The organism is Streptococcus sp. A25 (assembly GCF_043674095.1).
GTDB lineage: Bacteria > Bacillota > Bacilli > Lactobacillales > Streptococcaceae > Streptococcus > Streptococcus suis_V.
This window is the reverse complement of the sequence record NZ_JBIMJO010000002.1, coordinates 128532-142252: the sequence shown is the minus strand read 5'-3', so window position 1 is coordinate 142252 and position 13721 is coordinate 128532. Positions and strand designations below refer to the sequence as shown.

General features: G+C 44.4%; 14 protein-coding genes and 1 other annotated feature. All 14 genes read left to right on the top strand.

Features of this window, described 5'->3' with window-relative positions; translation table 11 throughout:
• The first annotated feature begins 100 nt into the window (after window positions 1-100).
• The 14 genes from brnQ to ACHBID_RS01560 all read left to right on the top strand — a co-directional run bounded on the left by brnQ (window position 101) and on the right by ACHBID_RS01560 (window position 13720).
• Window positions 101-1426: a branched-chain amino acid transport system II carrier protein gene (gene brnQ / locus ACHBID_RS01625; protein ID WP_394731465.1), complete on the top strand. Its 1326-nt coding sequence runs from the start codon at window positions 101-103 to the stop codon at window positions 1424-1426.
• Between the two features lie 64 nt (window positions 1427-1490).
• Window positions 1491-1561 (top strand) — a sequence feature (ribosomal protein L21 leader region).
• Between the two features lie 36 nt (window positions 1562-1597).
• Window positions 1598-1912: a 50S ribosomal protein L21 gene (rplU, locus tag ACHBID_RS01620; protein WP_002941330.1), complete on the top strand. Its 315-nt coding sequence runs from the start codon at window positions 1598-1600 to the stop codon at window positions 1910-1912.
• Window positions 1913-1957: 45 nt separating this feature from the next.
• Window positions 1958-2251 carry a 50S ribosomal protein L27 gene (gene rpmA / locus ACHBID_RS01615; RefSeq protein WP_009909754.1) on the top strand — a complete coding sequence of 98 codons (294 nt, stop codon included), beginning with the start codon at window positions 1958-1960 and terminating at the stop codon, window positions 2249-2251.
• A 407-nt stretch (window positions 2252-2658) separates the two neighbouring features.
• A complete protein-coding gene (locus ACHBID_RS01610; RefSeq protein WP_394731464.1) occupies window positions 2659-3114 on the top strand; it encodes a GNAT family N-acetyltransferase in 456 nt (151 codons plus the stop codon).
• 86 nt (window positions 3115-3200) lie between these two features.
• Window positions 3201-4115 (top strand): LysR family transcriptional regulator, encoded by a 915-nt coding sequence (locus tag ACHBID_RS01605; protein WP_105110131.1) that lies wholly within the window; start codon window positions 3201-3203, stop codon window positions 4113-4115.
• Window positions 4108-4572 (top strand): signal peptidase II, encoded by a 465-nt coding sequence (lspA, locus tag ACHBID_RS01600; protein WP_394731463.1) that lies wholly within the window; start codon window positions 4108-4110, stop codon window positions 4570-4572. Before ACHBID_RS01605 ends, lspA begins: the two co-directional genes overlap by 8 nt.
• A complete protein-coding gene (locus ACHBID_RS01595) occupies window positions 4556-5452 on the top strand; it encodes an RluA family pseudouridine synthase (RefSeq protein WP_394731462.1) in 897 nt (298 codons plus the stop codon). Before lspA ends, ACHBID_RS01595 begins: the two co-directional genes overlap by 17 nt.
• A gap of 74 nt (window positions 5453-5526) precedes the next feature.
• Window positions 5527-5865: a zinc ribbon domain-containing protein YjdM gene (locus tag ACHBID_RS01590; protein WP_394731461.1), complete on the top strand. Its 339-nt coding sequence runs from the start codon at window positions 5527-5529 to the stop codon at window positions 5863-5865.
• A 396-nt stretch (window positions 5866-6261) separates the two neighbouring features.
• Window positions 6262-6906 carry a Pr6Pr family membrane protein gene (locus ACHBID_RS01585; RefSeq protein ID WP_394731460.1) on the top strand — a complete coding sequence of 215 codons (645 nt, stop codon included), beginning with the start codon at window positions 6262-6264 and terminating at the stop codon, window positions 6904-6906.
• A 240-nt stretch (window positions 6907-7146) separates the two neighbouring features.
• The gene (gene pyrR / locus ACHBID_RS01580; protein WP_105123364.1) at window positions 7147-7668 is read left to right on the top strand and encodes a bifunctional pyr operon transcriptional regulator/uracil phosphoribosyltransferase PyrR; all 522 of its coding nucleotides are present in this window, start codon (window positions 7147-7149) and stop codon (window positions 7666-7668) included.
• A 27-nt stretch (window positions 7669-7695) separates the two neighbouring features.
• Entirely contained in the window at window positions 7696-8619 is a 924-nt protein-coding gene (locus tag ACHBID_RS01575; protein WP_105160891.1) for an aspartate carbamoyltransferase catalytic subunit, read from the top strand.
• 108 nt (window positions 8620-8727) lie between these two features.
• Window positions 8728-9807: a carbamoyl phosphate synthase small subunit gene (locus tag ACHBID_RS01570; RefSeq protein WP_105110138.1), complete on the top strand. Its 1080-nt coding sequence runs from the start codon at window positions 8728-8730 to the stop codon at window positions 9805-9807.
• Between the two features lie 384 nt (window positions 9808-10191).
• Window positions 10192-13371, top strand: a complete 3180-nt coding sequence (gene carB / locus ACHBID_RS01565) for a carbamoyl-phosphate synthase large subunit (protein WP_394731459.1) — start codon at window positions 10192-10194, stop codon at window positions 13369-13371.
• A gap of 37 nt (window positions 13372-13408) precedes the next feature.
• A complete protein-coding gene (locus ACHBID_RS01560; RefSeq protein ID WP_105110139.1) occupies window positions 13409-13720 on the top strand; it encodes a hypothetical protein in 312 nt (103 codons plus the stop codon).
• Window position 13721 lies beyond the last annotated feature (1 nt).

Below are 13721 nucleotides of genomic sequence, written 5' to 3'. Positions count from 1 at the left end.
TTATTTGACTTAGGTGTCGTTACCTTAATAACCTAACGTTCGGAAAAAATCGAATTTTTGTGGTATAATGGACTTTCGAAAAAGATAAGAAGGAGTTTTTATGAAAAAAGGAGCTCTAACAGGATTACTCCTGTTTGGTATGTTTTTTGGTGCAGGAAACTTGATTTTCCCACCTGCACTTGGTGTCTTATCTGGTGAGAATTTCTGGCCAGCTATATTAGGATTTGTTGTGTCAGGTGTCGGTATTGCTGTCATTGCCCTGATTGTCGGGACATTGAATCCCAAAGGTTATGTACATGAAATTTCTCGCAAGATTTCACCGGCTTTTGCAACGGGCTATCTTGTTGCCTTGTATTTGGCCATTGGTCCCTTCTTTGCCATTCCGCGTACGGCTACAACGTCCTTCGAAATTGGTATTGCGCCATTATTGGGCGATGGGAATCCGAGTCTCTGGTTGTTTGGTTTTACAGCTCTTTACTTTGTGGCAGCCTACCTGATTGCCCTTAAACCGTCTCAAATCTTGAACAGTATCGGACGAATTTTGACCCCTGTTTTTGCTATTTTGATTGTGATTTTGGTGGTGCTAGGTATTGCCAAATATGGTTCGACCAGTCCTCTGCCAGCAGCAGAAGCTTATTCAGTTGGACAGGCCTTTGGTACAGGATTTATTGAAGGATACAATACCCTTGATGCTCTTGCGGCGGTTGCCTTTAGTGTGGTAGCGGTCAATACCTTAAAACAACTTGGTTTCTCTAGCAAGAAGGAATACGTCTCAACCATCTGGTCAGTTGGTCTTGTTGTGGCCTTAGCTTTCTCAGCACTATATGTTGGTTTGGCTTTCTTAGGAAATCATTTCCCTGTGCCTGCTGATGTTTTGGTATCAGATACTAACAAAGGTGTTTACATTCTTTCGCAAGCAACACAAGCCATCTTTGGGCCAAGTGCACAGATTTTCTTGGCAGCTATGGTTATCGTGACATGTTTCACGACAACAGCTGGCTTGATCGTATCTTCAGGTGAATTTTTCGCGGAGCGTTTCCCACGTTTTAGTTATAAAGTGTATGCAACTGTCTTTACCTTGATTGGTTTTGGGATTGCCAACCTCGGTTTGAACAATATCATCACTTTCTCAGTTCCTGTTCTTTTGGTTCTCTATCCAATTACCATCTGTATTGTCTTGATTACCATTGTTAACAAATTTGTACCGCTTTCTACTTACGGTATGCAATTAACTGTGGGACTAGTGACAGCTTTGTCATTGGTAGAAGTTTTGGCTGGTCAATTTGGTTGGACAGCTATTTCAACAATCATTTCAGCTCTGCCATTGGCCGGACAATCATTAGCATGGTTATTGCCTGCTCTTGTCGGAATCGTTCTTTCACTTTTCTTGCCAAACAAGCAGGAGAGCGAAGTTTTTGAAATGTAAAAAAATCATACAAAACACTTGCATTTGCAGGTGTTTTTGTTATAATTGGAGTGTTGACTATGCACACCCTGTGCAACCGCACGACTACCGTTTAAGTGGTTCGTCCCACGGTACTAGGCGAGTCTTCACATTAAATTCGGGCTGAGCCCTAAAATTCATAGGAGGTGCATAATGAGCACATATGCAATCATTAAAACTGGCGGCAAACAAGTTAAAGTTGAAGTCGGTCAAGCTATCTACGTTGAAAAATTGAACGTTGAAGCAGGTCAAGAAGTTACTTTCGAAGAAGTAGTTCTTGTTGGTGGTGAGAAAACTGTTGTGGGTACTCCACTCGTAGCAGGCGCTACTGTTGTTGGTACTGTTGAAAAACAAGGTAAACAGAAAAAAGTTGTTACCTTCAAGTACAAACCTAAAAAAGGTAGCCACCGCAAACAAGGTCACCGTCAACCTTACACAAAAGTTGTTATCAACGCTATCAACGCTTAAGGCGTAGCTTGAAGCAATCATTACAGAAATTCGGAGGAATAACATATGTTAAACTTGAATCTTGCTAACTTGCAATTTATGGCCCACAAAAAAGGTGGAGGTTCAACGTCAAACGGTCGTGACTCACAAGCGAAACGCCTTGGTGCGAAAGCTGCTGACGGCCAAACTGTATCAGGTGGTTCAATTCTTTACCGCCAACGTGGTACAAAAATCTACCCAGGAGCTAACGTAGGTCGTGGTGGAGATGACACTCTTTACGCTAAAGTAGAAGGCGTTGTACGCTTCGAACGTAAAGGTCGCGATAAGAAACAAGTATCTGTTTACCCAATCGCTAAGTAAAAAAATGGTCCAGTGGACCATTTTTTCTTGCCTTTTTGAATTAAATGAAAGGCAAGGTTCGAACCTTTTTAGCAACTCTCCTTGAAATAAAAGAGAGAGTTGAGCTAGAAATAGCAAACAATAGGCTTTCCGAGATTTCGGAAGGCCTTTTTTTTGTTTTGATACCCATTTTTCATTTACCAAGGGCTTGGTGTGAAATGGTCAGGCATTGGTAGTTATATAAAAAGTTATCAGTTGAAAATGAACATGTAAATATAGGTTGACTGACAAGGGCAATAGATGCTAGAATAACCATATAATAGAATGAAGGGAGGCGATTCAAATGAAAGGAATAGTAAGATATTTCAGAAAACAAGGAATCAAGAGTAAGGAGGTTAGGGCAAATTAACCTCCGAAAGGAGAAAATAATGAAGATTGTTGCAATAAGGGATTCAGTTGAAAAAGCTGAGATTATTAAAACGGTATTAGCAGATTTACCTGAGTGGTTTGGCTTACCTGAAAGCACTAAAGAATATATCCAGGATGGGAGTTTGCTGCCGTTGTGGGCTGCATTTGACGAAGATGAGCCAGTAGGATTCGTAACCTTAACGAGCACCTCCGACGATTGTGGGGAAGTTCACTGTATGGGTGTTAAAAAATCTCATCATCGAAAAGGACTGGGACGAGCGTTGATGCAAGCATTAGAAGGAGAGGCGAGAAAATCTTATGCCTATCTACAAGTCAAAACGGTTGACCAAGAGCATTATAAAGAATATGATCAGACGATTGGCTTTTATCACTCTTGTGGCTTTGCTAAGTTGGAAGTTTTTCCAAACTTGCGGGACGAATGGAATCCCTGTCTTATCATGATTAAAAAGTTATAGTCACTTACCGCCAGCAATTTTGCTGGTGGTTTTATTATGTGGTATAATAGAAAGATAGTAAAATGGAATGAAGAAAGGACGAGTTGATGAATATTCAACAATTGCGCTATGTGGTGGCGATTGCCAACAGCGGGACTTTTCGTGAGGCAGCGGAGAAAATGTACGTATCTCAGCCTAGCCTATCCATTTCCATCAAAGATTTAGAAAAAGAGCTAGGTTTTCAGATTTTCAGTCGGACCAGTTCTGGAACTTTTTTGACCCAAAAAGGAATGGAATTTTATGAGAAGGCTCAGAGTTTAGTCAAGGGCTTTGATCAATTTGAGCATCTTTATTTGCAATCAGAAGAAGGTGAAAAAACTTTTTCTATCAGCAGTCAGCACTATGATTTCTTGCCTCCCTTGATTACGGATTTTTCTCGGCAGCATCCTCAATATCCACATTTTCGGATTTTTGAGTCGACTACGGTACAAATTTTGGATGAGGTGGCGCAGGGGTATAGTGAGCTGGGAATTATTTATCTCAACGATCGCAATACCAAGGGGATTATGCAAAAGCTGGACAAATTGCATTTGCAGGCGATTGAGTTGGCGGAGTTTCAGACCCATATCTACCTGCGGGAGGATCATCCTTTGACTGCAAAGGCAGAGATTGAGGCTGAGGATTTGGTTGGTTTGCCAACGGTCCGATTTACCCAAGAAAAAGAGGCTTATCTTTATTATTCTGAGAATTTGATTGACACGTCGGATTCGTCGGTTGTTTTTGATGTGACGGATCGCGCTACCTTGAACGGGATTCTAGAGCGGACGGACGCCTATGCGACGGGTTCGGGATTTTTGGACGACAAGTCGGTCAATGGGATTACGGTCATTCCCTTTAAGGGGAAGGTGGATAACCGCATGGTCTATGTCAAGCGGGCTGGCGATGAACTGAGCCATTGTGCGCTTGATTTTGTCGATACCATGCAGGCTTATTTTGATAAGAAGAAGGAAGAAAATGCGTAAGTTTGGATTGCCACTTTTGGCAGTGGCTTTTATCGGTGTGGACCAGTTGGTCAAGGCTTGGACCGTAGCCAATATTGAATTGCACGCCAGTCGGGAATTTTTGCCAGGTTTTATGAGTTTGTCCTATCTGAGAAATTATGGTGCGGCTTGGTCTATTTTGCAGGGACAGCAGTGGTTTTTCACCATTGTTACAGTAGTTGTCATGATTGGCTTGGTCTGGTATTATGTCAAAAATATCAAGGGAAATCTCTTGACCTTGTTCAGTTTGTCCTTGATGATGGCGGGGGCTTTGGGAAATTTTATCGACCGTGTCCGTCTGGGCTACGTGGTGGATATGTTCCAGCTGGATTTTATCAATTTCCCGGTCTTTAATGTGGCTGATATGTGTCTGTCGGTGGGAGTTGGGCTCCTGTTTATTTGTATCATGAAAGAAGAGAGTAATGGAAGTAAGAGTTGAGACAGGCGGTGTTCGTCTGGATAAGGCTTTGGCGGATTTGACGGAATTGTCCCGCTCGGTTGCCAATGAGCAAATCAAGGCTGGGCAGGTTTTGGTCAATGGTCAAGCCAAGAAAGCTAAGTATAGTGTGCAGGCAGGAGATATGATTTCCTATCAGGTGCCAGAAGTGGAAGAAATCGATTATGTAGCAGAAGATATTCCTTTAGAAATTGTCTATCAAGATACGGATGTTGCGGTTGTCAATAAGCCACAGGGCATGGTCGTGCATCCGTCTGCTGGTCATACATCTGGTACACTTGTCAATGCTCTTTTGTATCATGTCAAGGACTTATCAGGTATCAACGGTGTGCTTCGTCCAGGAATTGTCCATCGGATTGACAAGGACACATCTGGTCTTCTCATGATTGCAAAGAATGACGAGGCCCACACCAGGTTGGCTGAGGAATTGAAAGCCAAGAAATCCCTCCGCAAATATATTGCCATTGTCCACGGCAATCTGCCAAATGACCGCGGTATGATTGAGGCACCGATTGGTCGTTCGGAGAAAGATCGTAAGAAACAGGCAGTCACAGCCAATGGCAAGGAAGCAGTCACACGTTTTCAAGTCTTGGAACGTTTCGGTGACTATACCTTGGTTGAATTAACCTTGGAAACGGGACGAACCCACCAAATCCGTGTTCACATGGCTTATATCGGTCATCCTGTGGCTGGCGATGAGGCCTATGGACCACGTAAAACGCTCAAGGGGCAGGGTCAATTTCTGCATGCTCAGACGCTTGGATTTACCCATCCGAGAACGGGAGAGCTGGTAGAATTTACGGCTGATGCGCCAGCTATTTTCCAAGAAACATTGGAAAAACTACGTCAAGCCACTCAGTAGTGACAATAAGAGCATCTTGCCCATTTTCCAAAAAGATGATAGACTGATACAGATGAAAAAGAAGGAGAACGAGAATGGAAACTTTACCAAATTGCCCACAGTGCAATTCAGAATATGTCTATGAGGACGGCGCGCTTTTGGTCTGTCCAGAATGCGCATACGAATGGAACCCAGCCGAGGTTGCTGAGGAAGAGAGCGGTCCAGTCGCTATTGATGCCAATGGCAATCGCTTGGCTGATGGAGATACAGTGACGCTGATCAAGGATTTGAAAGTCAAAGGCGCACCGAAGGATCTCAAGCAGGGCACGCGCGTTAAAGGTGTCCGCATCGTTGAAGGCGACCACAATATCGACTGCAAAATCGACGGATTCGGAGCCATGAAACTCAAATCAGAATTTGTGAAGAAGATTTAGCAATTAGACTGGGAAATCCAGTCTTTTCAAGACGTAGACAAACTATGTATTGGCTCAAATAATCTGAGTAGCTCTGCTAATAAAACAAAAAATTATTTTATTTTGCGAGCGGAGCGAGCCCAAACCACGACTTTCCGCTATGATGAAAATGCCTGAAACGTTATCGTTTCAGGCATTCGGAGTATTTCGGGCTCCAAAGGACTCCCAGACCTTTGTAGGTTGTTGCTTGGAAATAAAAAAGCGACAAATGTCTCAAATACAGGTATGGAATTCCGTAGGTAGCCCAAATGGTCTGGGGGACTGTTTGAGGAGTAAACCTAGAAACAAGAAAGTTTACTACCGTCCGCCATCACCTCAGGAAAGTTTGAAAAAGGTTTTAACATAAGAAAGGATAGTATGAAGAATCAAAGTATTTTATTTTACAGTCGCTGTCTGCTGGCTGCTTTAGCGATTACGGGAACAGCTCTAGAAATCATTAAATATGGTATTGGCATGCTTATGTACTACACGGTGCAATCCAACTTGCTGGTTTCTGTGTTTGCGGTCTATATGGTCTATGCCATGAACAAGGGCCAAAATTTGCAAGACCAGAACTTTCTGCGAATCAAGGCTGGTGTGACTATGTCCATCATGATAACCTGTGTGGTCTATCATATCATGTTGGCACCGCTGGCTGAGCATTTTTGGCGCGTGGAAAATCTTCTCTGCCACTATATCGTTCCCATTTATTTCTTGCTGGATACGATTATTGTCGATCGGCAGCGACAGTACAAGCGGTTGGACCCCGTTTGGTGGACCAGTCTACCACTTGCCTACATGGCTTTTGGCTTGGTCAATGGATTTTTCCTCAAAATTCCTATTCCTGACGCCAAGGATAGTCCATTTGCCTATTTCTTTCTCAATGTTCCCAAGTATGGCTGGAACTACGTTTTGACCTACTGCGCCATTATCTTTGTGACCTATCTGCTCTTTGGTTATGTTTTGGCGGGTGTAAAATCCCTAAAACCACAGTCTTTTTTGGCTCAATCAGCACCATTCTAAGCAAAATACGAAGATTATTAAATTTTTTATAGTAAGAATTTGTCGCCGTAGGTAAAGTGTGCTATACTGATGCTAGAGATCCTTTAAGTGCTGTCCAGCGAGACAGGCAAGGAGAGCATTGAGCAAATGTGGACATACAAGATGGGAAATTCTGTTGGAGTTTTTCATGCACTGGTCCTGTATTTTCTGAACTCTCCTGAAAGGGAGAGTTTTTTTGTATCATATTTATGGAGGTTTAGAATGAAAACCAAAGAAATCGTAGACGATATGACCATGAAACGGGCAATTACCCGTATCACCTATGAGATTATCGAGCGCAATAAGAATTTGGACAATATCGTCTTGGCTGGTATCAAGACACGAGGTGTTTTCATTGCCCGACGGATTCAAGAACGTCTGAAACAGTTGGAAGGAATTGATGTTCCTCTGGGAGAATTAGATACCAAGCCCTTCCGCGACGATGTGAAAGTAGAAGAAGATACCACCAGCATCACCGCCGATGTCAATGATCGTGATGTTATTTTGGTGGATGACGTTCTCTACACTGGACGTACCATTCGTGCCGCCATTGACAATCTCGTATCGTTGGGCAGACCTGCTCGTGTTAGTTTAGCTGTCTTGGTCGATCGTGGCCACCGGGAATTGCCAATTCGTGCGGACTATGTTGGGAAAAATATCCCGACCAGTCGGGTGGAGGAAATTATCGTTCACATGACTGAAATTGACGGTCATGACGCAGTTTTATTAGTAGAGGCAGAATAGGTCAGGCACAAAAAGGCAGGTAGTATCATGACAATTGTAGATGGTAAGGTTTCTCTCAAACACTTGGTAACAATGGAAACACTTTCGAATGAAGAGGTGTTGGGTCTCATTCAACGCGGACTGGCTTTCAAGAAAGGCGAGTCCGTTACATTAAGTCGGAAGTATTATGCCTCCAATCTCTTCTTTGAAGATTCGACGCGAACGCATAAGTCATTTGAAATGGCGGAGCTGCGCTTGGATATGGGCATGATTGACTTTGATGCTCGAACCAGCTCGGTCAACAAGGGCGAGACCTTGTACGATACCATTTTAACCATGTCAGCCTTGGGCGTTGATATTTGTGTCATCCGCCATTCCGAGGTTGATTACTACAAACAATTGATTGATAGTCCGAGCATCCAGACCTCCATTGTCAATGGTGGGGACGGTTCTGGGCAACACCCAAGCCAGTCCTTGCTGGATTTGATGACCATTTATGAAGAATTTGGCACCTTTGAAAATCTGAAAATTGCCATTGCAGGCGATATTACTCACTCGCGGGTTGCAAAGTCCAACATGCAAATCCTCAAGCGACTGGGGGCAGATATTTACTTTACCGGCCCAGAAGAGTGGTATTCGGCGGAATTTGATGTCTACGGTCAACATGTTGCGATTGATGATATTGTCGAGGAAGTGGATGTCTTGATGCTTCTGCGTGTCCAACATGAGCGCCACGATGGATCAGAAAGTTTTTCAAAAGAAACCTATAATCGTCTACATGGATTGACGGGGGAACGGTACAAGCGCTTGAAGGAACAGGCGATTGTTATGCACCCTGCGCCTGTCAATCGTGATGTTGAAATTGATGACCAGCTGGTAGAGGCTCCCAAATCGCGGATTGTTCGTCAGATGCAAAACGGCGTCTTTGTCCGAATGGCGATTTTGGAGGCGATTGTAAATGGTAAGGTATAGAACCTGTATTCACAGCTCGGCACATTTAACTAAGGCTGGTTTTCTGCCCCCTTTGTGAATATAATTTCAAAACGTTAAAGGATTCCTGAGAGAATCAACGAGGTAGATATGACGAAAAGAAGATTAATTTTAGAAGATGGAACAATTTTCGAGGGCGAGGCCTTTGGAGCGGATATTGATGTGACTGGAGAGCTGGTTTTTTCTACTGGAATGACAGGCTATCAGGAGTCCATTACCGACCAATCTTATAACGGTCAGATTTTGACCTTTACATATCCTTTGGTAGGAAATTATGGTATCAATCGCGATGATTACGAATCTATCACGCCAACTTGTAAGGGTGTGGTGGTCAGTGAGTGGGCCCGTCGTGCTAGTAATTGGCGCAACCAATTGACCTTGGATGAATTTTTGAAAGCTAAAAAAATTCCCGGTATTTCAGGGATTGATACGCGAGCTTTAACCAAGATTATTCGTCAGCACGGGACGATGAAGGCGACCTTGGCTAATGTTGGAGATAGTGTTGAACATTTGACCGATCAGCTACGGGCGACAGTCTTGCCGACCAATAATATTGAGCAGGTGTCTACCAAGACAGCCTATCCTGCTCCGGGTGTCGGTCGGAGCGTTGTACTGGTCGATTTTGGTCTCAAGCATTCGATTTTACGTGAATTGGCCAAGCGTGATTGCAATGTAACTGTCGTTCCTTATGACACGACCGCAGAGGAAATTTTGGCTCTGGCTCCAGACGGTGTTATGTTGTCCAATGGACCGGGGAACCCAGATGATGTTCCAGAGGCGCTTGATATGATTCGTGGTATTCAAGGGAAGATTCCGATTTTCGGTATTTGTATGGGCCATCAATTGTATGCGAAGGCAAATGGTGCCCAGACCTACAAGATGAAATTCGGTCACCGTGGATTTAACCATGCCGTGCGCGAAATTGCGACAGGACGTGTTGATTTTACCAGTCAAAACCACGGTTATGCAGTGTCACGCGAGGAACTGCCGGATTGCTTGATGATTACCCACGAGGAAATCAACGACAAGTCTGTCGAAGGCGTCCGTCACAAATACCTTCCCGGATTTTCAGTGCAATTCCACCCAGATGCAGCACCCGGTCCGCATGATGCCAGCTATTTATTTGACGAATTTATGGACTTGATGGATTCATTTAAGCAAGAACGCTAGTTGAATGGTTGCTAAGCGTCAGAAAGTTATTTAATTCTATCCAGAGAGATAGAAAATAGAAAGGCAAGGGACAGGTCAATGGTTGCACGCAACTCATTTCCCTACGCCTGCCTCTATGGAGGTCAGGCTATCCCTTGCACTAGTTAGGAAAGCCAATTAGTATCGAATTGACTTTCCTAACGTCGGACTGATCTTATTTAATGTCAACCTGTGAGTTGACAAATAGAAAGGAGAAGATACAGGTTCGAGTACGATTTGATTTTAAAATTCGAACATGCTCTAAGGACTGTGTGTAAAAGATAAACGTCGTTTGGCTGCTTGAAGCATCAGCGGCGCGTTTCCTATTTTCGCTTTGTCCTCTTAACGGGCTTTGTATCATACATTATGCCAAAAAGAAACGATATTAAAAAAATTATGGTGATTGGATCTGGTCCGATTATTATTGGTCAGGCTGCGGAGTTTGATTATGCGGGGACGCAGGCGTGTTTGGCCTTGAAAGAAGAAGGCTACAGCGTTGTACTGGTCAATTCTAACCCCGCAACAATTATGACCGACAAGGAAATTGCGGATAAGGTGTATATCGAGCCGATTACGCTGGAATTTGTCAGTCGTATTTTGCGAAAAGAGCGTCCTGATGCTCTCTTGCCAACCCTTGGTGGACAAACAGGTCTCAACATGGCTATGGAATTGTCCAAGGCTGGAATTTTGGAAGAGCTGGGTGTTGAGCTCTTGGGAACAAAATTGTCGGCCATTGACCAAGCTGAGGACCGCGATTTGTTCAAACAATTGATGGAGGATCTCAATCAGCCCATTCCTGAGTCTGAAATTGTGACGACCGTTGATGAGGCGTTGAACTTTGCCAATTCTATCGGCTACCCTGTTATTGTGCGTCCGGCCTTCACGCTGGGCGGTACAGGCGGCGGTATGTGTGCCAACGAGGAAGAACTCCGCGAAATCGCAGGAAATGGCTTGAAATTGTCGCCAGTAACTCAATGTTTGATTGAGCGCTCAATTGCAGGTTTCAAGGAAATCGAGTACGAAGTGATGCGCGATGCGGCAGACAATGCACTTGTGGTGTGTAACATGGAAAACTTTGACCCTGTGGGAATTCATACAGGAGATTCTATCGTATTTGCTCCAACGCAGACGCTTTCGGATATTGAAAACCAGATGCTCCGCGATGCCAGCCTCAGCATTATTCGCGCCTTGAAAATCGAAGGTGGCTGTAATGTCCAGTTGGCCTTGGATCCCCATAGTTTCAAATACTATGTCATCGAAGTTAATCCGCGCGTGTCACGCTCGTCAGCCTTGGCTTCAAAAGCAACTGGCTATCCTATTGCCAAATTAGCGGCAAAAATTGCGGTTGGTTTGACCTTGGATGAAATGATTAACCCAGTAACTGGGACAACCTATGCCATGTTTGAGCCTGCTTTGGACTACGTAGTTGCTAAAATCCCCCGTTTCCCATTTGATAAATTTGAAAAAGGGGAGCGCCGTCTGGGAACACAGATGAAGGCGACAGGGGAAGTCATGGCCATCGGACGGAACATTGAAGAAAGCCTTTTGAAAGCCTGCCGTTCCTTGGAAATCGGTGTTTATCACAATGAAATGACAGAACTCAGCCAAGTGCCGGACGATCACTTAGTGGAAAAGATTGTCAAAGCGCAGGACGACCGACTCTTTTACCTTTCTGAGGCCATTCATCGTGGCTATACGATTGAGGAACTAGCCCAATTAACCAAGATTGACCTGTTCTTCCTTGATAAGTTGTTGCATATTATAGAGCTTGAGCAGGAATTGGCGACTCATTTTGATAACTTAGATGTCCTCAAAAAAGCGAAAAAATACGGCTTTGCAGATCGTAAAATAGCAGAGCTGTGGGGGCGAACGGAATGCTACATTCGCCAGCTCCGGACTGAAAATGGCATTGTCCCAGTTTACAAAATGGTGGATACCTGTGCAGCAGAATTTGAGAGCGCGACGCCTTATTTCTATTCAACCTATGCTTGGGAAAATGAATCCATCAAATCAGACAAGGAATCGGTCCTTGTGTTAGGTTCTGGGCCAATCCGCATCGGTCAAGGGGTTGAATTTGACTATGCGACGGTTCACTCTGTCAAAGCCATTCAGGCAGCAGGTTACGAGGCTATTATCATGAACTCCAACCCTGAAACTGTTTCGACAGATTTCTCGGTTTCGGACAAGCTCTATTTTGAACCTTTGACCTTGGAAGATGTACTCAATGTGATTGATTTGGAGCAGCCCAAAGGTGTCATTGTGCAATTCGGTGGGCAGACAGCCATCAATTTGGCTGAACCGCTTGCCAAGGCTGGTATTCCGATATTGGGAACTCAGGTAGCAGATTTAGACCGGGCTGAGGACCGCGATTTGTTTGAAAAAGCTCTGAAAGACTTGGACATCCCGCAGCCACCAGGTCAAACCGCAACCAATGAAGAAGAGGCTCTTGAAGCGGCCCGCAAAATTGGCTTTCCAGTCCTTGTCCGTCCATCTTATGTCTTGGGTGGGCGTGCCATGGAGATTGTTGAAAATGAAAATGACCTACGTTCCTACATGCGGACGGCGGTCAAGGCTAGTCCTGAGCACCCTGTTCTCGTTGACAGTTATATCGTTGGTCAAGAGTGTGAAGTAGATGCGATTTCTGATGGCAAGGATGTTCTCATTCCGGGAATTATGGAACACATCGAGCGGGCAGGTGTCCATTCGGGGGACTCGATGGCAGTTTACCCACCGCAAACCCTGTCGCCAGCGGTACAAGCAACCATTGCTGATTACACCAAGCGATTGGCTATTGGTCTCAACTGTATCGGTATGATGAACATTCAGTTTGTTATCAAGGACGAAAAGGTCTATGTCATTGAGGTCAATCCACGTGCCAGCCGAACCGTTCCCTTCCTGTCAAAAGTGACAGACATTCCGATGGCTCAAGTCGCGACCAAATTGATTTTGGGTCAATCCTTGGCAGAACTTGGTTATGCAGACGGTCTCTATCCAGAAAGCAAGCAGGTCCACGTCAAAGCTCCAGTCTTCTCATTCACAAAATTGGCGAAGGTTGACAGTCTTTTGGGACCTGAAATGAAGTCAACGGGCGAAATCATGGGTTCAGATGTGACGCTTGAAAAAGCACTTTACAAGGCATTTGAAGCTAGCTACCAGCACTTGGAAGAATTTGGCAATGTCGTCTTTACCATTGCGGATGAAGATAAGGAAGAAACCTTGGAGCTGGCGCGTCGTTTCCACGATTTGGGGTATGGCATTTTTGCGACTAGCGGAACGGCAGCCTATCTGACGGACCACCAACTTCCTGTTACCTTGGTCAATAAAGTTGGTGATGTAGGTGGTTTCGATATTCCAAGTCTGGTTCGAGCTGGAAAAATTCAAGCCATTGTCAATACAGTTGGTAAAAAGCGTGTGGCAGACTCGGATGGTCAAGTCATTCGTAGCTCAGCCATTGAAGGTGGTATCCCACTCTTTACAGCCATTGATACAGCTGCGGCTATGGTCAAAGTCTTGGAAAGCAGAAGTTTCATGACCCAGGCTATTTAGTGTATAATAGGATTATGCATTAGAAGAGGAGATAGAAATGAAAGTAAATCTGACCAATCATCGGGGGCAATTTAAACAGGCTCCCCTTGGTTTTTCTTGGACGACCCTGTTTTTTACCATGTGGGTTGCCGTCTTTAGACGGGATTGGAAATGGGCGGCTATTATGCTACTGGCCAATGCAGCTCTTGGTAACTACGCCTACTCAATAGAAAAGGGCTATCTTGTCTTTATCGTCAATATTGTCATGGCGGCATTCTATAATAAACTCCATATCAGAGACTTATTAGCCAAGGGTTGGCGCCCAGCAACAGACTTTGATGCGCAGCTGTTGCAGTCCAAGGGAATATAAA